Origin of the sequence: Streptococcus mitis subsp. hohhotensis, from assembly GCF_020089495.2 — a bacterium.
Lineage (GTDB): Bacteria > Bacillota > Bacilli > Lactobacillales > Streptococcaceae > Streptococcus > Streptococcus hohhotensis.
Genome location: NZ_JAIRCA020000005.1, coordinates 13417 through 32751, shown reverse-complemented (window position 1 = coordinate 32751; position 19335 = coordinate 13417). Strand labels below are relative to the sequence as shown.

The 19335-nt window shown below is 42.1% G+C and carries 21 protein-coding genes; 17 read left to right on the top strand and 4 right to left on the bottom strand.

Annotation, left to right across the window (positions count from 1 at the left end; genetic code table 11):
- Window positions 1-223 precede the first annotated feature (223 nt).
- From K4Z77_RS03195 to whiA, 9 genes are all read left to right on the top strand, one after another.
- Window positions 224-742: a Dps family protein gene (locus K4Z77_RS03195; protein WP_004237560.1), complete on the top strand. Its 519-nt coding sequence runs from the start codon at window positions 224-226 to the stop codon at window positions 740-742.
- 131 nt (window positions 743-873) lie between these two features.
- Window positions 874-1380 carry a dihydrofolate reductase gene (locus tag K4Z77_RS03190; protein ID WP_224218417.1) on the top strand — a complete coding sequence of 169 codons (507 nt, stop codon included), beginning with the start codon at window positions 874-876 and terminating at the stop codon, window positions 1378-1380.
- Entirely contained in the window at window positions 1380-1550 is a 171-nt protein-coding gene (locus tag K4Z77_RS03185; protein ID WP_000442260.1) for a hypothetical protein, read from the top strand. The genes K4Z77_RS03190 and K4Z77_RS03185 overlap by 1 nt, the downstream gene beginning before the upstream one ends.
- A gap of 36 nt (window positions 1551-1586) precedes the next feature.
- Entirely contained in the window at window positions 1587-2819 is a 1233-nt protein-coding gene (gene clpX / locus K4Z77_RS03180; protein WP_025169664.1) for an ATP-dependent Clp protease ATP-binding subunit ClpX, read from the top strand.
- Between the two features lie 8 nt (window positions 2820-2827).
- Window positions 2828-3415: a ribosome biogenesis GTP-binding protein YihA/YsxC gene (yihA, locus tag K4Z77_RS03175; RefSeq protein ID WP_000422605.1), complete on the top strand. Its 588-nt coding sequence runs from the start codon at window positions 2828-2830 to the stop codon at window positions 3413-3415.
- A 10-nt stretch (window positions 3416-3425) separates the two neighbouring features.
- Complete coding sequence (locus K4Z77_RS03170) at window positions 3426-3806, top strand: RidA family protein (RefSeq protein ID WP_001140420.1); 381 nt, start codon at window positions 3426-3428, stop codon at window positions 3804-3806.
- Between the two features lie 51 nt (window positions 3807-3857).
- Complete coding sequence (gene rapZ, locus K4Z77_RS03165) at window positions 3858-4748, top strand: RNase adapter RapZ (RefSeq protein WP_023943686.1); 891 nt, start codon at window positions 3858-3860, stop codon at window positions 4746-4748.
- On the top strand, window positions 4745-5722 hold the full coding sequence (locus K4Z77_RS03160) for a YvcK family protein (protein WP_224218416.1): 978 nt from the start codon (window positions 4745-4747) through the stop codon (window positions 5720-5722). The genes rapZ and K4Z77_RS03160 overlap by 4 nt, the downstream gene beginning before the upstream one ends.
- On the top strand, window positions 5719-6630 hold the full coding sequence (gene whiA / locus K4Z77_RS03155; protein ID WP_224218415.1) for a DNA-binding protein WhiA: 912 nt from the start codon (window positions 5719-5721) through the stop codon (window positions 6628-6630). Before K4Z77_RS03160 ends, whiA begins: the two co-directional genes overlap by 4 nt.
- A 133-nt stretch (window positions 6631-6763) precedes the next feature.
- On the opposite strand, the gene K4Z77_RS03150 is transcribed toward whiA, so the two are convergent.
- The 3 genes from K4Z77_RS03150 to K4Z77_RS03140 all read right to left on the bottom strand — a co-directional run bounded on the left by K4Z77_RS03150 (window position 6764) and on the right by K4Z77_RS03140 (window position 9236).
- Window positions 6764-6922 carry a hypothetical protein gene (locus K4Z77_RS03150; protein WP_157768876.1) on the bottom strand — a complete coding sequence of 53 codons (159 nt, stop codon included), beginning with the start codon at window positions 6920-6922 and terminating at the stop codon, window positions 6764-6766.
- 221 nt (window positions 6923-7143) lie between these two features.
- A complete protein-coding gene (locus K4Z77_RS03145; protein WP_000593540.1) occupies window positions 7144-7719 on the bottom strand; it encodes a hypothetical protein in 576 nt (191 codons plus the stop codon).
- Between the two features lie 548 nt (window positions 7720-8267).
- Complete coding sequence (locus tag K4Z77_RS03140; RefSeq protein WP_033677886.1) at window positions 8268-9236, bottom strand: NAD(P)/FAD-dependent oxidoreductase; 969 nt, start codon at window positions 9234-9236, stop codon at window positions 8268-8270.
- Window positions 9237-9373: 137 nt separating this feature from the next.
- On the opposite strand from K4Z77_RS03140, the gene cdaA reads away from it, so the two are divergent.
- The 8 genes from cdaA to K4Z77_RS03100 all read left to right on the top strand — a co-directional run bounded on the left by cdaA (window position 9374) and on the right by K4Z77_RS03100 (window position 17877).
- The gene (gene cdaA, locus K4Z77_RS03135; protein ID WP_224218414.1) at window positions 9374-10231 is read left to right on the top strand and encodes a diadenylate cyclase CdaA; all 858 of its coding nucleotides are present in this window, start codon (window positions 9374-9376) and stop codon (window positions 10229-10231) included.
- Window positions 10218-10982, top strand: coding sequence for a CdaR family protein (locus K4Z77_RS03130; RefSeq protein WP_023943694.1), 765 nt, complete (start codon window positions 10218-10220; stop codon window positions 10980-10982). The genes cdaA and K4Z77_RS03130 overlap by 14 nt, the downstream gene beginning before the upstream one ends.
- A gap of 24 nt (window positions 10983-11006) precedes the next feature.
- Window positions 11007-12359, top strand: a complete 1353-nt coding sequence (glmM, locus tag K4Z77_RS03125; protein WP_033677880.1) for a phosphoglucosamine mutase — start codon at window positions 11007-11009, stop codon at window positions 12357-12359.
- A gap of 73 nt (window positions 12360-12432) precedes the next feature.
- The gene (locus tag K4Z77_RS03120; RefSeq protein ID WP_001050088.1) at window positions 12433-12807 is read left to right on the top strand and encodes a DUF1149 family protein; all 375 of its coding nucleotides are present in this window, start codon (window positions 12433-12435) and stop codon (window positions 12805-12807) included.
- 1 nt (window position 12808) lies between these two features.
- A complete protein-coding gene (locus K4Z77_RS03115) occupies window positions 12809-13657 on the top strand; it encodes a DegV family protein (RefSeq protein ID WP_033680549.1) in 849 nt (282 codons plus the stop codon).
- 388 nt (window positions 13658-14045) lie between these two features.
- A complete protein-coding gene (gene dapB, locus K4Z77_RS03110; protein ID WP_224218413.1) occupies window positions 14046-14813 on the top strand; it encodes a 4-hydroxy-tetrahydrodipicolinate reductase in 768 nt (255 codons plus the stop codon).
- The gene (locus K4Z77_RS03105; protein ID WP_281460373.1) at window positions 14810-16009 is read left to right on the top strand and encodes a CCA tRNA nucleotidyltransferase; all 1200 of its coding nucleotides are present in this window, start codon (window positions 14810-14812) and stop codon (window positions 16007-16009) included. The genes dapB and K4Z77_RS03105 overlap by 4 nt, the downstream gene beginning before the upstream one ends.
- Complete coding sequence (locus K4Z77_RS03100) at window positions 16006-17877, top strand: ABC-F family ATP-binding cassette domain-containing protein (protein ID WP_224218411.1); 1872 nt, start codon at window positions 16006-16008, stop codon at window positions 17875-17877. Before K4Z77_RS03105 ends, K4Z77_RS03100 begins: the two co-directional genes overlap by 4 nt.
- A gap of 36 nt (window positions 17878-17913) precedes the next feature.
- On the opposite strand, the gene mntE is transcribed toward K4Z77_RS03100, so the two are convergent.
- The gene (gene mntE, locus K4Z77_RS03095; protein ID WP_224218410.1) at window positions 17914-19098 is read right to left on the bottom strand and encodes a CDF family manganese efflux transporter MntE; all 1185 of its coding nucleotides are present in this window, start codon (window positions 19096-19098) and stop codon (window positions 17914-17916) included.
- Between the last annotated feature and the right edge of the window lie 237 nt (window positions 19099-19335).

The following is a 19335-nucleotide window of genomic DNA, read 5'->3' as shown; positions in this document are numbered from 1 at the left end:
AAGTACAGCCTGCGGCTAGTTTCCTAGTTTGTTCTTTGATTTTCATTGAGTATAAGAGAGGTGTAAGGGGACTGGGTTTTATTCTAAAAAATTCTTAAATTATCAGTCTATTGCAACTTTTCTCATGTGAGTCATTTGGCTTGCTATTGGTTATTCTTAGTAGTATACTAAGATAGTAATCATTAAGAAGTGATTACAAATAATAATGAATGAGGTAAAAACAATGGTAGAATTGAAAAAAGAAGCAGTAAAAGATGTAACATCATTAACAAAAGCAGCGCCAGTAGCATTGGCAAAAACGAAGGAAGTCTTGAACCAAGCTGTTGCTGATTTGTACGTAGCTCATGTGGCTTTGCACCAAGTACACTGGTATATGCGTGGTCGTGGTTTCCTTGTATGGCATCCAAAAATGGATGAGTATATGGAAGCTCTTGATGGTCAATTGGATGAAATCAGTGAGCGTTTGATCACACTTGGGGGAAGCCCATTCTCTACTTTGACAGAGTTCCTTCAAAACAGTGAAATCGAAGAAGAAGCTGGTGAATACCGTAATGTTGAAGAAAGCTTGGAACGTGTGCTTGCTATCTACCGTTACTTGTCAGAACTTTTCCAAAAAGGTTTGGATGTTACTGATGAAGAAGGTGACGATGTAACAAACGGTATCTTCTCAGACGCTAAGACTGAAACTGACAAAACAATCTGGATGCTTGCAGCAGAACTTGGACAAGCACCTGGTTTGTAAGAAATAGAATAATCATATAAAAATCTGTAGGATGCATCTTACGGATTTTTTTCTATTTTGTAAGCTATTCCAAACCAGTCTTTTTTTGAGTTTTTTGATAAAATAGTACTATCAGTAAAAAGGATGGAAGCATGACTAAGAAAATCGTAGCTATTTGGGCCCAGGATGAAGAGGGTGTGATTGGTAAGGACAATCGCCTGCCTTGGCATTTGCCAGCAGAACTGCAACACTTCAAAGAAACAACTCTGAATCATGCTATCTTGATGGGGCGTGTGACCTTTGATGGAATAGGGCGTCGCTTGCTTCCCAAACGGGAGACCTTGATTTTGACTCGTAACCCAGAAGAAAAGATAGACGGGGTTGCTACTTTTTATGATGTTCAGTCTGTCTTGGACTGGTATCAGGCTCAAGATAAGAATCTTTATATTCTAGGTGGAAAGCAAATTTTTCAAGCTTTTGAACCCTACCTTGACGAAGTGATTGTGACTCACATTCATGCTCGGGTGGAAGGAGATACCTATTTCCCTGAAGAATTTGACTTGTCTCTTTTTGAGACAGTTTCAAGCAAATTCTATAGCAAAGATGAGAAAAATCCTTATGATTTTACCATCCAATACCGCAAGAGAAAGGAAGTCTAATGGAACGTAGTATATTTGGTTTTTTCACAGCCATGCTGTGTTTGGTCTGCTTGCTTGCAGGGGCACAGGCTTTTCGTAAAAAGCGCTATGGACTTTCTGTCCTGCTCTGGTTAAATGCATTTACCAATTTGGTCAATAGTATCCATGCTTTTTACATGACCTTATTTTAGATAGAATGACAGTATAGAATAGAACGGAAGGAAATCATGCCTACAACTAGGAATAATGATATGATGGTTTATTGCTCATTTTGTGGCAAAAGCCAAGAAGAAGTACAAAAAATAATCGCTGGGAACAACGCCTTTATCTGTAATGAATGTGTGGAGTTGGCTCAGGAAATCATTCGAGAGGAGTTGGCGGAAGAAGTCTTGGCAGACTTGTCTGAAGTTCCAAAACCAATCGAACTCCTCCATATCTTGAACCACTATGTAATCGGTCAAGATCGTGCAAAACGTGCTTTAGCAGTAGCAGTATACAACCACTACAAACGCATCAATTTCCACGATACGCGTGAAGAGTCAGAAGATGTGGATTTGCAGAAGTCAAACATCTTGATGATTGGCCCAACTGGTTCAGGGAAAACTTTCCTTGCTCAGACCTTGGCTAAGAGCTTGAATGTACCTTTTGCGATCGCAGATGCGACAGCTCTTACTGAGGCTGGTTATGTTGGTGAGGACGTGGAAAATATCCTCCTCAAACTCCTGCAGGCTGCTGACTTTAATATTGAACGTGCAGAGCGTGGGATTATCTATGTGGATGAAATTGACAAGATTGCCAAGAAGAGTGAGAATGTATCGATCACACGTGATGTTTCTGGTGAAGGGGTGCAACAAGCCCTCCTCAAGATTATCGAGGGAACCGTTGCTAGCGTGCCGCCTCAAGGTGGACGCAAGCATCCACAACAAGAGATGATTCAAGTGGATACTAAAAATATCCTCTTCATCGTGGGTGGTGCCTTTGATGGCATTGAAGAAATCGTCAAACAACGTCTTGGTGAAAAAGTCATCGGATTTGGTCAAAACAATAAAGCGATTGATGAAAATAGCTCTTACATGCAAGAAATCATCGCAGAAGATATTCAAAAATTTGGTATTATCCCTGAGTTGATTGGACGTTTGCCTGTCTTTGCTGCTCTTGAACAATTGACAGTAGATGATTTGGTGCGTATTTTGAAAGAGCCAAGAAATGCCTTGGTCAAACAATACCAAACCTTGCTGTCTTATGATGATGTTGAGTTGGAATTTGACGACGAAGCTCTTCAAGAGATTGCCAATAAGGCCATCGAACGCAAAACGGGTGCGCGTGGTCTTCGCTCGATTATTGAAGAAACCATGTTAGATGTCATGTTTGAAGTACCGAGTCAGGAAAATGTTAAATTGGTCCGCATCACAAAAGAAGCTGTCGATGGAACGGATAAACCAATCCTAGAAACAGCCTAGAGGTGACTATGGAACTTAATACACACAATGCAGAAATCTTGCTCAGTGCGGCGAATAAATCCCACTATCCGCAGGATGAACTGCCAGAGATTGCCCTAGCAGGGCGTTCAAATGTTGGTAAATCTAGCTTTATCAATACCATGCTGAACCGCAAGAATCTAGCTCGAACATCAGGGAAACCTGGTAAAACCCAGCTTCTCAACTTCTTTAACATTGATGACAAAATGCGCTTTGTGGATGTGCCTGGTTATGGCTATGCCCGCGTTTCCAAGAAGGAACGTGAAAAGTGGGGGCGCATGATTGAGGAGTACTTAACGACTCGGGAAAATCTCCGTGCAGTGGTTAGTCTAGTTGACCTCCGTCATGACCCGTCAGCAGATGATGTGCAGATGTACGAATTTCTCAAGTATTACGAGATTCCGGTTATTATCGTTGCGACCAAGGCGGACAAGATTCCTCGTGGTAAATGGAACAAGCACGAATCAGCAATCAAAAAGAAATTAAATTTTGACCCAAGTGATGATTTCATCCTCTTTTCATCTGTCAGCAAGGCAGGGATGGATGAGGCTTGGGATGCAATCTTAGAAAAATTGTGAGGAAAAGAAAATGGCAAAAACAATTCATACAGACAAAGCCCCAAAGGCTATCGGACCATATGTTCAAGGAAAAATCGTTGGCAACCTTTTGTTTGCTAGTGGTCAAGTTCCTCTCTCTCCTGAAACTGGGGAAATCGTTGGAGAAACAATCCAAGAACAGACAGAACAAGTCTTGAAAAACATTGGTGCTATTTTGGCAGAGGCAGGAACTGACTTTGACCATGTTGTCAAAACAACTTGTTTCTTGAGCGATATGAACGACTTTGTTCCTTTTAATGAGGTTTACCAAACGGCCTTTAAAGAGGAATTTCCAGCTCGTTCAGCTGTGGAGGTAGCTCGTCTTCCTCGTGATGTAAAAGTCGAAATCGAAGTCATCGCAGAGATTGGATAAGCTAGTTGAAGTTTGGTTCTGCCAAACTTCTTTTGATATAAGGAGAAAAAGATGACAAAGAAACAACTTCATTTGGTGATTGTGACAGGAATGAGTGGTGCAGGGAAAACAGTTGCCATTCAGTCCTTCGAAGATTTGGGTTATTTTACTATTGATAATATGCCGCCAGCTCTCTTGCCTAAGTTTTTGCAGTTGGTGGAAACAAAGGAAGACGACCATAAGTTGGCCTTGGTAGTAGATATGCGTAGCCGTTCTTTCTTCTCAGAGATTCAAGCTGTTTTGGATGAGTTGGAAAACAAGGAAGAACTGGACTTTAAAATTCTCTTTTTGGATGCAGCTGATAAGGAATTGGTCGCTCGTTACAAGGAAACCAGACGGAGTCACCCATTAGCAGCAGATGGACGGATTTTGGATGGAATCAAGCTGGAACGTGAACTCTTGGCGCCTTTGAAAAATATGAGCCAAAATGTGGTGGATACGACTGAACTCACTCCACGTGAGCTACGTAAAACCCTTGCAGAGCAGTTTTCAGATCAAGAACAAGCCCAGTCTTTCCGTATCGAAGTCATGTCTTTTGGCTTTAAATATGGAATCCCGATTGATGCGGACTTGGTCTTTGATGTCCGTTTTTTACCAAATCCCTACTACCTTCCAGAACTGCGAAACCAAACGGGTGTAGATGAACCAGTTTATGACTATGTCATGAATCACCCTGAGTCAGAAGACTTCTATCAACATTTGTTGGCCTTGATTGAGCCGATTTTGCCAAGTTACCAAAAGGAAGGTAAGTCCGTTTTGACCATTGCCATGGGTTGTACGGGTGGGCAACACCGTAGTGTGGCCTTTGCTAAACGCTTGGCGCAGGACTTATCCAAGACTTGGCCTGTCAATGAAGGGCATCGTGACAAAGACCGAAGAAAGGAAACGGTAAACCGTTCATGAGAAAACCAAAGATAACGGTGATTGGTGGAGGGACTGGGATCCCCGTCATTCTTAAAAGTTTGCGTGAAAAAGATGTGGAAATCGCTGCTATCGTAACGGTGGCGGATGATGGTGGTTCATCAGGTGAACTCCGAAAAAATATGCAGCAATTGACACCGCCAGGTGATCTTCGCAATGTCCTTGTGGCCATGTCGGATATGCCTAAGTTTTATGAGAAAGTCTTTCAGTACCGCTTTTCTGAAGATGCTGGAGCCTTTGCTGGCCATCCATTGGGAAATCTCATTATCGCTGGTCTGTCAGAAATGCAGGGTTCGACCTATAATGCCATGCAGTTGCTGAGCAAATTTTTCCATACAACTGGAAAGATTTATCCTTCCAGTGACCATCCTTTGACCCTGCACGCAGTCTTTCAGGATGGGACAAAAGTGGCTGGAGAGAGTCATATTGCAGACCATCCAGGCATGATTGACCATGTCTATGTGAGCAATACCCTCAATGATGATACGCCTCTGGCTAGCCGTCGAGTAGTACAGACCATTCTTGAAAGTGACATGATTGTCCTAGGGCCAGGTTCCCTCTTTACCTCTATTTTGCCCAATATCGTGATTAAAGAAATCGGGCAGGCGCTTTTGGAAACTAAGGCAGAAATCGCCTATGTCTGCAATATCATGACCCAACGTGGGGAGACGGAACACTTTACAGATAGTGATCACGTGGAAGTCTTGCATCGTCACCTTGGCCGACCTTTTATTGATACTGTCTTGGTGAATATCGAAAAAGTGCCACAGGAATATATGAATTCCAACCGTTTTGATGAATACTTGGTGCAGGTTGACCATGATTTTGCTGGTCTTAGTAAGCAAGTTCCGCGTGTGATTTCATCCAACTTCCTTCGTCTGGAAAATGGAGGTGCTTTCCACGATGGGGATTTGATTGTGGATGAGTTGATGCGGATTATACAGGTGAGAAAATGAGTTTCACAGTAGCAGTAAAAGAAGAAATCCTAGGTCAACACCATCTGAGCCGGCATGAATTATCTGCCATTATCAAGATGTCTGGTAGTATCGGTCTCTCAACTTCGGGCTTGACCTTGTCAGTTGTGACAGAAAATGCCAAGCTGGCTCGTCACCTCTATGAGTCCTTTCTCCATTTCTATGAAATCAAATCAGAAATTCGCCACCACCAAAGAAGTAATCTTCGCAAGAATCGGGTCTATACTGTTTTTACAGATGAAAAGGTACAGGACTTGCTGAGTGATTTGCACTTGGCGGACTCCTTCTTTGGCCTGGAAACAGGCATTGATGAGGCAATTTTATCGGATGAGGAAGCAGGCCGTGCTTATCTCTGTGGCGCTTTCTTAGCGAATGGAAGCATTCGTGACCCTGAGTCAGGCAAGTACCAGTTGGAAATCAGTTCTGTTTATCTGGACCACGCGCAAGGGATTGCCTCCCTTCTCCAGCAATTTTTACTGGATGCCAAGGTGCTTGAACGTAAGAAGGGAGCTGTGACCTATCTCCAGCGTGCCGAAGACATTATGGACTTCTTGATAGTAATCGGAGCCATGCAGGCGCGTGATGATTTTGAGCGGGTTAAGATTTTGCGAGAAACTCGTAACGACCTCAATCGAGCCAATAATGCGGAGACAGCTAATATCGCTCGGACAGTTTCTGCCAGCATAAAGACTATCAACAATATCAGTAAAATCAAAGATATCATGGGCTTAGAAAATCTGCCAGTGGATTTGCAGGAGGTAGCGCAACTGCGGATTCAGCACCCAGACTACTCTATCCAACAGTTGGCAGATAGCCTCAGTACCCCTCTGACCAAAAGTGGTGTCAACCACAGACTCAGAAAGATAAATAAATTAGCCGATGAGTTATAAAGATATAAAACACCTCTTTCTTGACAATTGAACAGAGCATGTGAGATAATAAAGAGGAATTGAGAAGTTCTAGCATTTTAGTGCTAACAGAAATCCCCTCGGTACTGCAATACCGAGGGGATTTTTTTCTGGGTTAGATAGCACTAACCAGGAAGGTTACTTGTCGAAGTGATCGACTAGCCAACGAGTCACCAGCCATGAGATGATACTCTCGATGACTGCGATAAGTACTATTTTGAGAAGTTCTAGTATCTGTAATACCTCCTTTTCCAAGGAGTATCGTTAGTGCCATCGTTATTATATCACATGCTCTATCAATTTGATAGGACATTTTTGCTTTTTGAAAAAGAAGGGGAAAGGCAAAAAGCAATGTCATTAAGTTAAGAAATTTAGCTCTTTAAAATCAAAAACGCATAATATCAGATATTGAAAACCGTGATACTATGCGTTTTATTGTGAGAAAATTTATTTCATTTTCTCCTGAAATTGAGTTTTTACCCAGTCTCTAATGAGTTATTTCCAAGTGACCAGTTCGCTCCAAACGCTAACATTCGATATAGTAGAGGTTTCACCAGCTGGAACCCATTTGTTGGTGCCTAAGTATCTAACTTCTAGTTTACGAACGTTTACTGTGTAAGATGCTTTTAGTCTAATATAACCATAAGTGTAGGGTGGTACGTTATGGGAGACTGAGTGATTTAAACTAAGTCCAGCTCCAGACTCCGGAGCAGAAAAGCTAACACCTGCACCTACAGTCAGAGTAGCTCCAGCTTTTCCACCATAGGCAGTTGAACTTACAGGACCTGATGTGGTGCTTTTCTTGTAAGAGTGAGAGTATTTAGTTCTATAGTCTGCAACACCAGTTGCATTAGAACGAGTCTGATACGTAGATTTAGACTCTAAATAGGCGTCTCTAAGTTCAGTTGTATAAAATGACAATAACTCTCCTGTGTTGATATCTTTTACAATACGATTAGATACAATTTCATAATTTGTACCAGGATAGACATCAGCAAAAACCGTAGATGTTGTGACTAAGAATAATAGACTTGATAGTAGAGAGAAAAACAATAGTTTCAGTTTAATCATAACAAATTTTTTCTTCATGAGTAAAAGATTATTTTTTCAATCCTTTGAAAGTTATAATGCAACCCGAAATAATACTGAGAGTTCCTACAGGTCTCCAATATAGTTGCCAAAAGAATAAATTTATTCTTTCTTTCAGTGTCGCATAGGGTTCGGCATAATAGGGGTTGATGTGAAATAATAAAAAACCAAAACATAAAACTATGATTCCAGTTAAGAATAAAATGTCCTTATTTACTTTCCTCATAAAACCTCCTTTTATTTTATTTAAAGCGCTTTCTATTATTAGTATACGTCAAAAAAAAGAAAAAAACAAGTCTATTTATTTATTTTTTTATATGGTATAATAGAATAGTTGGAGAGTTTTTATATAGCTTTAAAAGGCTGATATGAATACTTTGTATAATCTAATGATTCTTCAAAAAATTTCTTATTCAAACAAGAGCAAAGAGAAGGTGGGCTGCATATCAGAAGTTAGATGTATTTCTGTCTAACTTTTGAGGTGTAGTTCATTTTAAAACCACGAATCCTATGTGACTCGTGGTTCTTTTTTATAAACTGGTTGAGTGTTTTGGCTGCACTTTTTGCTCAGGGTCAATGTAGTTGATGGCATTGTTGACAGCGGTTGGAGCTTCTCCGAGGCCTGTCGCAATCAGGTCAATTTTTCCGTCATAGTAGCAGCAGTCTCCGATAGCATAGATACCTGATTGGCTAGATTCTTGCTTGCTGTTGACAATAATCTTGTGACGATTGAGGTCCAGACCCCAGTTTTTGAGGTTACCGACAGAAGATTTGAAACCATAGTTGACAAAGAGGTGGTCTAGGTCAATCGTTTCTGTTTCATCAGATTTAACTTTTGTGATTTCAAGTTTATCGAGCGTTTTTCTATCTCCAAGGAGTTTGCTAGGGACGAATGGTGTCTTGATGGTTACAGATGATTCCTGCAAGGCTTGGACACTGTGCTCCAAGGCGCGGAAATTATCTCTGCGGTGGACAAGGGTAGTTGGTGCGATTTTTTCAAAAGCCAAAGCCCAATCTACAGCTGAGTCTCCTCCACCAAGAATTGTCACTTTCTTCCCAGCATATTGCTGGATGTTGGAAACGTGGTAGTGGATATTTTCATAGCCCTCAACGCCTTCTAGTTCCAGCGGACGTGGTTTAAAGGCACCGCCACCCATAGCGATGATAACAGTTTTAGACAGGTGACTTCCTTTAGAAGTGGTAATGGCAAAGCCTTCTTCTTGTTTTTCAATCTCAAGAACCGTTTCATTGAGATGAATAGGGGTATCAAAGCCGTTTAACTGTTCAATCAAGCGGTTGGTCAACTCTTCTCCAGTTAGGTTTGGGAAACCTGGTACGTCTAGGATTTCCTTTTCAGGGTAGAGAATAGCAGGCTGTCCACCTAGTTGGGGAAGGGAGTCGATGATTTGAACGTTAGCTTGGCGTAGGTGGGCATAGAAGGCCGCAAAAAGACCGACAGGACCACCACCTACAATAGTGATATCATAGAGTTGGGACATGGTTTCTCCTTTGTTTTTTCTAGTCAGTTTATTTTATCATATTTTTCCTTAATTTAAAATGAAGTAGGATAGGGAAAAAAATGCCAGAAAAATGGTATAATAGAGAGGAACGTGTTTGGACAGAGAGGAGACAGCAGATGAACTTTCAACAATTATCCAACCTGCAATATTGGACTAGCTTGTTTTCTAGTCCTTGGAGTATTGCCATCAATCTGTTTGATATTTTGATTGTGACCTATGTTTTGTATCGTTTTACAAAAGCGATAGCTGGCACCAAGATTATGATTTTGGTGCGAGGGGTCTTGATTTTTGTATTAGCCCAGGTCGTGGCCAATATCCTTGGTTTAACAACGATTTCTTGGTTGATTAATCAGATTATCACCTATGGAGTTATTGCTGCGGTTGTTATCTTCTCTCCAGAGATTCGGACTGGTTTGGAACGCTTGGGAAGGGCGACAGATTTCTTTTCTACTACTCAAATTAGTGCAGAAGAGAAAATGATTCGTGCCTTTGTTAAGTCAGTTGAATACATGAGTCCCCGTAAGATCGGTGCTTTGGTTGCCATTCAACGAGTTCGGACCTTGCAAGAATACATTGCGACAGGGATTCCCTTGGATGCCAAAATTTCGGCAGAACTCCTCATCAATATTTTTATTCCCAACACTCCTCTACATGATGGTGCTGTGATTGTTAGAGAAAATCGGATTGCAGTCACCTCTGCCTATCTGCCCTTGACAGAAAGTACAGGGATTTCCAAGGAATTTGGGACCAGACACCGGGCGGCTATCGGTTTATCAGAAGTATCCGATGCCTTGACCTTCATTGTCTCAGAGGAAACAGGTGGCATTTCTATTACCTATAACGGTGTTTTCAAGCATGATTTGACGATTGAAGAATTTGAAGCAGAGCTACGAGCAATTCTTTTGCCAGCTGTTGAGGAAAAAGTCAGTTTTAAGGACCGTTTGCTAGGAGGTTGGAAATATGAGAAAAAATAGTCTATATATCATTTCATCTCTCTTTTTTGCTTGTGTCTTATTCATCTATGCAACATCGACTAATTTTCAAAATAACAATACCGCAAGACAGGTCAAATCAGAAACCTACACCAATACGATAACGAACGTTCCTATCGATATTCACTATGATGATGACCAGTATTTCATTAGCGGATTTGCATCAGAGGTTTCAGTTGTACTGACAGGTGCCAATCGTGTGACCTTGGCCAGTGAAATGCAGGAAAGCACTCGTAAGTTTAAGGTCACAGCGGATTTGACAGATGCTAGTGTTGGAACGATTGAAGTTCCTTTGAACATTGAAAATCTTCCTAGTGGATTGACTGCTGTGGCAACGCCTCAAAAGATTACAGTGAAAGTTGGGAAGAAGGTTAAGCGAGATGGGATGATTGTTGTGCCACAAGTTGACCAAAGCCAGATTGATCCCAAGCTACAACTTGATAGTGTAACCGTGTCAAATGAACGCGTTTCGGTCACGACTGACCAGGAAACATTAGCTAAGATTGACAAAGTTATTGCGCTTTTACCAACCAGCGAACGCATAACAGGTAATTACAGTGGCTCAGTACCTTTGCAGGCAATCGACCGCAACGGGGTAGTCTTACCAGTAGTTATCACTCCGTTTGATACAACAATGAAGGTCACTACAAAACCAGTAGCACCAAGTTCAAGCACAAGCAGTTCGTCAGAGACATCTTCGTCAACAAAAGCAACTAGTTCAAAAACGAATTAAAAATAGGAAAAGGATTTTATAAAAATGGGTAAATATTTTGGGACTGATGGAGTCCGTGGAGAAGCTAACGTAGAATTAACGCCAGAATTGGCCTTTAAACTAGGACGTTTTGGAGGCTATGTTCTCAGCCAACATGAAACGGAAGCACCGAAAGTCTTTGTAGGACGTGACACACGTATTTCAGGGGAAATGCTGGAATCGGCCTTGGTAGCAGGTCTCCTCTCTGTAGGGATTCACGTATATAAACTAGGCGTTCTGGCAACACCAGCAGTAGCTTACTTGGTTAAAACTGAGGGAGCTAGTGCAGGTGTCATGATTTCTGCTAGCCACAACCCAGCCCTTGATAATGGGATTAAGTTCTTTGGTGGTGATGGCTTCAAACTAGATGACGAAAAAGAAGCAGAAATTGAAGCCTTGCTAGATGCTGAGGAAGACACTCTTCCTCGTCCAAGTGCAGAAGGATTGGGAACCTTGGTAGATTATCCAGAAGGCTTGCGTAAGTATGAAGGATACCTTGTTTCAACTGGAACTCCTCTTGATGGAATGAAGGTTGCCTTGGATACAGCTAATGGAGCAGCTTCTACCAGTGCCCGTCAAATCTTTGCAGACCTTGGTGCTCAATTAACAGTTATCGGGGAAACACCAGATGGTCTTAACATCAACCTTAATGTTGGTTCAACCCACCCAGAAGCCCTGCAAGAAGTGGTCAAAGAAAGTGGCTCAGCTATTGGTTTGGCCTTTGACGGAGACAGTGACCGTTTGATTGCTGTTGATGAAAATGGTGAGATCGTTGATGGTGACAAGATCATGTACATCATCGGGAAATACCTTTCTGAAAAAGGACAATTGGCTCAAAATACAATCGTGACAACTGTTATGTCTAACCTTGGTTTCCACAAGGCCTTGGATCGTGAAGGTATTAACAAGGCAGTTACTGCAGTCGGTGATCGTTACGTTGTTGAAGAAATGAGAAAATCAGGCTACAACCTCGGTGGTGAACAGTCTGGTCACGTCATCTTGATGGATTACAATACAACAGGTGATGGTCAATTATCAGCTGTCCAATTGACAAAAATCATGAAGGAAACTGGTAAGAGCTTGTCAGAGTTGGCTGCAGAAGTAACCATCTATCCACAAAAATTAGTCAACATTCGAGTGGAAAATGCCATGAAGGAAAAGGCTATGGAAGTGCCAGCTATCAAGGCAATCATCGAGAAGATGGAAGAAGAAATGGCAGGGAATGGCCGTATCCTTGTTCGCCCAAGTGGAACAGAGCCCCTTTTGCGTGTTATGGCAGAAGCGCCTACAACAGAAGAAGTGGACTACTATGTTGATACCATCGCAGATGTAGTTCGAGCTGAAATCGGGATTGACTAAATCCTAGAAAACTAGATGAAAATAAAAAATTATGGTACAATAGCTTATAATATTGTAGCCGAGGGAGAAAGACATGAATCTTAAACGTGAACAAGAATTTGTTAGTCAGTATCATTTTGATGCGCGTAATTTTGAATGGGAAAATGAAAATGGAGCTCCTGAAACTAAGGTGGATGTGAACTTCCAATTGCTCCAACATGATCAAGAAAATCAAGTGACTTCCTTGATTGTCATCTTGACCTTTATGATTGTATTTGATAAGTTTGTCATCAGTGGAACCATTTCACAGGTAAATCACATCGATGGCCGTATTGTCAATGAACCAAGTGAATTGAGCCAAGAAGAAGTGGAAACTTTGGCTCGCCCAAGTTTGAACATGCTCAACCGTTTGACTTACGAAGTAACTGAAATTGCATTAGACTTACCAGGAATCAATTTGGAGTTCTAATATGAAACTAGCTGTTATCACAGATTCTTCTGCCTATCTCAGTGCAGAGACCTTGCAAAGAGAAGATTTATTTGTCTTGGATATTCCTGTCAATATTGATGGTGAGGAGTATGTCGAAGGCATCAATCTGACTGCTGAGGAATTTTACCAAAAAATGGCTCAGGCTTCTGAATTGCCTAAGACTAGTCAACCAAGTATTGCCAAGTTAGATGAAATCTTAACTTCGCTCAAAGAACAAGGTTATACCCATGCTTTGGGGCTTTTCCTATCTTCTGGAATTTCAGGTTTTTACCAAAATATCCAGTATATGATAGATGAATACGAGGGCTTAACCATTGCTTTTCCAGACACTTTGATTACAAGTGCTCCTCTAGGTATCATGGTTGAAAGCGTCTTTAATTGGCGTGACCAGGGCGATGATTTTGCCAGCATTCAGGATAAGCTAGCCATTCAAATCAGCCGTACGTCAGCCTTTATCATGGTAGATGATTTGGATCATTTGGTGAAAGGTGGACGTCTTTCAAATGGGGCTGCGATTTTGGGTAATCTGCTTAGCATTAAGCCAATCCTCTATTTCAATGACCAAGGTGTGATTGAAGTTTACGAAAAAGTTCGTACTGAAAAGAAAGCAACCAAACGCTTAATTGAAATTATCAAGGAAACAACGGCTTCAGGCCAATATCGGGTCATTGTCATTCACGGAAATGCTCCTGAAAAGGCTGAAGAGTTGCGTCAACACTTGCTTGAATCTGGAGTGGGTACGGATATTTCACTAGCTACATTTGGTAGTGTCATTGGGACACACCTAGGATCAGGAAGCATTGCTCTGGGTTATATTCCAGTGATTTAGTTGGCGCTTCTAGGCTAGTTAAGATGCCTTGTATCTTAGCAATTGAACACGGACTATCTGCCTCATGAAAAAAGATGCCTGTCTGGCCTTTCGTGGAAAGTCAGCGCAATTCCCTATTTTTCATGGGTAGCTAATGTCCTTTGTATCTTGATAATTGAACACGCCTGGAACCCTCTGTGAAAAAGATAGATTTTCCAAGGAGTAGACACTTCTTGATCAAAACTCCTATTTTCACTTTGTGTTCCTACAGGCTTTGTATCTTAGCAATTGAACACGGACTACCTGCCTCATGAAAAAAGATGCCTGTCTGGCCTTTCGTGGAAAGTCAGCGCCATTCCCTATTTTTCATGGGCAGCCAACGTCCTTTGTATCTTAGACAGGAGTAGAGATGAGTATTCGAGTAATTATTGCTGGTTTTAAGGGAAAGATGGGCCAAGCTGCTTGTCAGATGGTCTTGGCTGATCCAGACTTGGACTTGGTAGCAGTTTTGGATCCCTTTGAGTCTGAATCAGAATGGCAGGGTATTCCTGTTTTCAAGGATAAGGTTGATTTAGCAGGCTTTGAAGCGGATGTCTGGGTAGATTTTACTACTCCAACTGTTGCCTACGAAAATACACGCTTTGCTCTTGAAAATGGATTTGCTCCAGTAGTTGGGACAACCGGCTTTACTAGTGAAGAAATTGCAGAGTTAAAAGCATTTTCCCGTGCCCAAGATTTGGGTGGCTTGATCGCTCCTAACTTTGCCTTGGGTGCTGTCTTGCTCATGCAATTTGCGACGCAGGCTGCCAAATATTTCCCAAATGTGGAGATTATTGAGCTCCATCATGACAAGAAAAAGGATGCTCCGAGTGGAACAGCTATTAAAACAGCTGAGTTAATGGCAGAAGTTCGAGAGTCTACTCAGCAAGGTGCGCCTGATGAGGAAGAATTGATTGCAGGTGCCCGTGGTGCTGACTTTGATGGCATGCGTATTCATTCAGTTCGTTTGCCAGGTTTGGTAGCTCATCAGGAAGTCATCTTTGGCAATCAAGGAGAAGGATTGACCCTCCGTCATGACTCCTATGATCGCAGCTCCTTCATGACAGGGGTGAATTTGGGAATCAAAGAAGTTGTCAAGCGTCATGAGCTTGTCTATGGATTAGAACACTTATTATGAGATTAACGCAAATGCCTTCTGAATTTCAGAAGGCTTTACCAGTATTAGAAAAAATTAAAGAAGCAGGATTTGAAGCCTATTTTGTTGGGGGTTCTGTTCGAGACGCCCTCCTCAATCGTCCTATCCATGATGTGGATATTGCGACGTCTTCTTATCCAGAAGAGACCAAGCAGATTTTTCCGCGAACAGCCGATATCGGAATCGAGCATGGAACCGTCTTGGTCTTAGATGGGGATGAGGAGTATGAGGTAACCACCTTTCGGACAGAAGATGTCTATGTGGACTATCGCAGACCCAGTGCGGTCTCCTTTGTTCGTTCGCTAGAAGAAGACCTCAAGCGTCGTGATTTTACAGTTAATGCCTTTGCCTTGGACGAGACAGGGGAAATCATTGACTTGTTCCATGGGCTAGAAGATTTGGAAAAGCAAGTCTTACGAGCAGTTGGAGTGGCAAGTGAGCGTTTTAACGAAGATGCTTTGCGGATTATGCGTGGTTTCCGTTTTCAGGCCAGTCTTGGCTTTGAACTTGAGACAGAAACGTTTAAAGCAATGAAAACCTTGACGCCACTTTTGGAGAAAATTTCTGTGGAGCGTACCTTCGTTGAGTTTGATAAACTCTTGCTGGCTCCATTTTGGAGAAGGGGCTTGGCTTCCATGATTGAGAGTCAAGCTTATGACTATCTCCCCGATATGGCAGCTAGCCAGGACAAGCTCAATAGACTGTTTGATTTGGAGACTGATTTCACCTTTGAATCTTCAGAGCAAGCCTGGGCGGCTCTACTGTGGGCTTTGGAGATTGAAAATGCGCAGCCATTTTTGAAAGCTTGGAAGACATCACGCCAGTTTGCCAAGCAGGTGCAGGATTTGTTGATTATTTTGGCTCTGCGTGAAAAGGGAGAATTGAGCAAGCGCGATTGTTACCGCTTTGAATTGGATTTGCTTTTACAAGCTGAAAATCTTCGTCAGGCTCAAGGAAAAGAAGTTAATCCACAAGCCATCACAGAAACCTACCAGAGTCTGACCATTCATGATAAGAAAGAAATTCAGATTAATGGTGGCATTTTGATTAAGGAATATGGCTATCAACCAGGTCCAGATTTGGGAGAGATTTTAACAGAGATTGAATATGCCATTGTCGATGGAGAATTGGAAAATGATCGTCAAGCCATCCATGCTTATCTGAGGGAGAAAAAATGAGTGATTTTATCGTTGAAAAACTAAGTAAATCCGTCGGTGACAAGACCGTTTTTAAGGATATTTCCTTTATTATCCATGACCTAGACAGAATTGGTTTGATTGGTGTCAATGGGACTGGCAAGACCACCCTTTTGGATGTCCTTTCTGGTGTTTCTGGCTTTGATGGGGATGTCAGTCCCTTTTCAGCTAAGAATGATTACCAGATTGGTTACTTGACTCAGGATCCTGATTTTGATGATAGCAAGACGGTCTTGGATACGGTTTTATCTAGCGACCTCAAGGAAATCCAGCTGATTCGTGAGTATGAGTTGATCATGCTCAACTATAGTGAGGACAAGCAGGCGCGTTTGGAACGGGTCATGGCAGAAATGGACTCTCTCCAAGCTTGGGAAATTGAGAGTCAGGTCAAGACGGTTCTTAGCAAGCTGGGAATTCAGGACTTATCTACTCCTGTTGGGGAATTGTCAGGTGGTCTGAGAAGACGGGTCCAGTTGGCGCAAGTCTTACTTGGCAACAACGACCTCTTGCTTTTGGATGAGCCGACCAACCATTTGGACATTGCGACCATCGAGTGGCTGACTCTTTTCTTGAAAAATTCCAAGAAGACAGTTCTCTTTATCACCCACGATCGCTATTTCTTAGACGCTTTGTCAACACGGATTTTCGAGTTGGACCGAGCAGGATTGACTGAGTATCAAGGAAATTATCAGGACTATGTTCGCCTTAAGGCGGAACAAGATGAGCGTGACGCAGCTCTTCTCCACAAAAAGGAACAACTTTATAAGCAAGAATTGGCCTGGATGCGTAGACAACCGCAGGCGCGTGCGACCAAGCAACAGGCTCGTATCAATCGTTTCCATGACTTGAAAAAGGAAGTTTCAGGTGGCGTTGCTGAGACAGACTTGACCATGAACTTCGAAACCAGTCGGATTGGGAAGAAAGTCATCGAGTTTCAGGATGTTTCCTTTGCTTATGAAAACAAGCCCATTTTGCAAGATTTTAATCTCTTGGTGCAGGCCAAAGACCGTATTGGAATCGTTGGGGACAACGGTGTGGGGAAATCAACCCTGCTCAACCTGATTGCAGGAAGTCTTGAGCCGACAGCAGGTCAAGTTGTGATTGGGGAAACAGTTCGCATCGCCTATTTCTCTCAGCAAATTGAGGGTTTGGATGAAAGCAAGCGTGTTATCAATTACCTGCAAGAAGTGGCAGAAGAGGTCAAGACCAGCGGTGGTTCTACGACTTCCATTGCAGAATTGCTAGAGCAGTTCCTTTTCCCACGCTCGACGCATGGAACCTTGATTGAGAAATTGTCTGGGGGAGAGAAAAAACGTCTTTATCTCCTCAAACTTCTCTTGGAAAAACCAAATGTTCTTCTCTTGGATGAGCCGACCAATGATTTGGATATTGCAACCTTGACAGTTTTGGAGAATTTCTTGCAGAGCTTTGCAGGGCCTGTCTTGACAGTTAGCCATGACCGCTATTTCTTGGATAAGGTAGCGACCAAGATTCTCGCTTTTGAGGATGGCAAGATTCGTCCTTTCTTTGGTCATTACACCGACTATCTAGATGAAAAAGCCTTTGAAACAGATATGGCCAATCAAGTGCAAAAGGCCGAAAAGGAAAAAGTGGTCAAGGTTCGAGAAGACAAGAAACGCATGACCTACCAAGAAAAGCAGGAGTGGGCAAGCATTGAAGGCGATATTGAAAACTTGGAAAATCGTATCGCTGCTATTGAAGAGGAGATGCAGGCCAACGGCTCTGATTTTGGCAAACTAGCTACTCTTCAAAAAGAACTGGATGAGAAAAACGAAGCACTCCTTGAAAAATACGAACGCTATGAATACCTAAGTGACTTTGATAACTAGAAGAATAGAAAAATCCCGTCTCATGACAGGATTTCTCTATTCTTTTTTGGTTTCTTGATGAAAGATATTTTGCCAAGTTTCGTGGCGACGCCAGATACTGGTATGGACAATTCCGTCCAATTCATAGCTGATGAGTTTTGTTTTCTGACTGATGGAAGTGATTTGGATGTCCTTGATAGCTGAATTCAAGTCTTTTTCGGCTTTATAGGCCTCTTTATCCATCTGCTCTCCATCCTGACGAATATAGACAAAATCATCAGCCAAGAGTTCTTCCAGTTGATTTCCTTGGTCAATCAATTGTTCACGCATAAGCAATTTTTTATAGACATTGTCTAAAACTTCATCTTCAGGGATAGGTGCTGGCTCGATATGGACATCGGTATCAAAGACTCCAAAACGTTCCTCCAGCATAGACTCGACCTGATCCGCAATTTCATGGCTTTCAAAAACAGACAAGTCAGGATTCATTTCTAGTGTAATATCAAGGTAGATGTTGCTACCGTAGGTGCGACCTCTTTGCGACTTAACCTTGCTGATCTTGGGAATTTCCATGATAGCCTTTTGATAGTCCTCAAGCAGACGGTCGTCAAAGCCATCCGAAAGGCTAAAGGAAGACTCGATGAAGATATCATAGGCAGTTTTCAAGATAAAGAAAGTGATGATGATGGCAACCAGTTTATCCACAATGGGATAATTGAAACTGCTAGCCAGGATGGCAATGGTAGTACCAAGTGAGGTAACAGCGTCAGAAAGATTGTCTTTGGCGGCAGCCTTCAGTGCCTTAGAGTTGGATTTCTTACTGAGGCCAGTATTGTAGAGATAGACTAGAAACATAATCGCTGCAGACATAATTCCTAGAGTTGCACCCAGAGGGTCAATGACTGTTTCTTCACGACTGAGAATCTTCTGAATGGTATCCCGAAGTACATCGAAACCAACATAGAACATGATAATGGAAGTGATTAAGCTAGCCAAATCCTCAATCTTCCAGTGGCCAAAACGGTGGTCTCGGTCAGCAGGCTGGCGCGCCATTCGAATCCCAATCAGAAGAGCAACATTTCCAATGATGTCCGATACGTTGTTAAAACCATCGGCCACCAAACTGGATGAATGAAGAAGATGCCCGGTTGCTAATTTTGCTGCAGACAAGAGCAGGTAGGTCGAAATACTGATAATGGCCCCACGCTCAGCTAACTTGAGATTTGAGATAGATTGCTTCATTCAACTTCCTTTCTAGTCATATAGCATTCTACCATTATACTGGTTTTCAAGGGAAAATTCAAATAAGTCAGTTTTTACTCTTTGAAAACTTTTCAAAATTTGGTATAATAGAACTACTCAAGGGAGTAGCTGGCAGAAACCTGTGATAGTGTCGTCATTCCGAATTTTATACTGAAAAGTATGCTTTCCGGCACTATCTTAAACAGCGAGACTTGTTATGATTAACAGGTCTCTTTT

Excerpts from the sequence above, each read along its gene's own strand:
- K4Z77_RS03130 (WP_023943694.1), top strand. The coding sequence starts at position 10,218 with ATGAGAAAAAATAGTCTATATATCATTTCATCTCTCTTTTTTGCTTGT.
- dapB (WP_224218413.1), top strand. The coding sequence starts at position 14,046 with ATGAGTATTCGAGTAATTATTGCTGGTTTTAAGGGAAAGATGGGCCAA.
- clpX (WP_025169664.1), top strand. The coding sequence starts at position 1,587 with ATGCCTACAACTAGGAATAATGATATGATGGTTTATTGCTCATTTTGT.
- K4Z77_RS03140 (WP_033677886.1), bottom strand. The coding sequence starts at position 9,236 with ATGTCCCAACTCTATGATATCACTATTGTAGGTGGTGGTCCTGTCGGT.
- rapZ (WP_023943686.1), top strand. The coding sequence starts at position 3,858 with ATGACAAAGAAACAACTTCATTTGGTGATTGTGACAGGAATGAGTGGT.
- K4Z77_RS03150 (WP_157768876.1), bottom strand. The coding sequence starts at position 6,922 with ATGGCACTAACGATACTCCTTGGAAAAGGAGGTATTACAGATACTAGA.
- K4Z77_RS03100 (WP_224218411.1), top strand. The coding sequence starts at position 16,006 with ATGAGTGATTTTATCGTTGAAAAACTAAGTAAATCCGTCGGTGACAAG.
- whiA (WP_224218415.1), top strand. The coding sequence starts at position 5,719 with ATGAGTTTCACAGTAGCAGTAAAAGAAGAAATCCTAGGTCAACACCAT.
- K4Z77_RS03115 (WP_033680549.1), top strand. The coding sequence starts at position 12,809 with ATGAAACTAGCTGTTATCACAGATTCTTCTGCCTATCTCAGTGCAGAG.
- K4Z77_RS03185 (WP_000442260.1), top strand. The coding sequence starts at position 1,380 with ATGGAACGTAGTATATTTGGTTTTTTCACAGCCATGCTGTGTTTGGTC.
- K4Z77_RS03105 (WP_281460373.1), top strand. The coding sequence starts at position 14,810 with ATGAGATTAACGCAAATGCCTTCTGAATTTCAGAAGGCTTTACCAGTA.
- yihA (WP_000422605.1), top strand. The coding sequence starts at position 2,828 with ATGGAACTTAATACACACAATGCAGAAATCTTGCTCAGTGCGGCGAAT.
- mntE (WP_224218410.1), bottom strand. The coding sequence starts at position 19,098 with ATGAAGCAATCTATCTCAAATCTCAAGTTAGCTGAGCGTGGGGCCATT.
- K4Z77_RS03195 (WP_004237560.1), top strand. The coding sequence starts at position 224 with ATGGTAGAATTGAAAAAAGAAGCAGTAAAAGATGTAACATCATTAACA.
- K4Z77_RS03160 (WP_224218416.1), top strand. The coding sequence starts at position 4,745 with ATGAGAAAACCAAAGATAACGGTGATTGGTGGAGGGACTGGGATCCCC.
- K4Z77_RS03145 (WP_000593540.1), bottom strand. The coding sequence starts at position 7,719 with ATGATTAAACTGAAACTATTGTTTTTCTCTCTACTATCAAGTCTATTA.
- glmM (WP_033677880.1), top strand. The coding sequence starts at position 11,007 with ATGGGTAAATATTTTGGGACTGATGGAGTCCGTGGAGAAGCTAACGTA.
- K4Z77_RS03170 (WP_001140420.1), top strand. The coding sequence starts at position 3,426 with ATGGCAAAAACAATTCATACAGACAAAGCCCCAAAGGCTATCGGACCA.
- cdaA (WP_224218414.1), top strand. The coding sequence starts at position 9,374 with ATGAACTTTCAACAATTATCCAACCTGCAATATTGGACTAGCTTGTTT.
- K4Z77_RS03190 (WP_224218417.1), top strand. The coding sequence starts at position 874 with ATGACTAAGAAAATCGTAGCTATTTGGGCCCAGGATGAAGAGGGTGTG.
- K4Z77_RS03120 (WP_001050088.1), top strand. The coding sequence starts at position 12,433 with ATGAATCTTAAACGTGAACAAGAATTTGTTAGTCAGTATCATTTTGAT.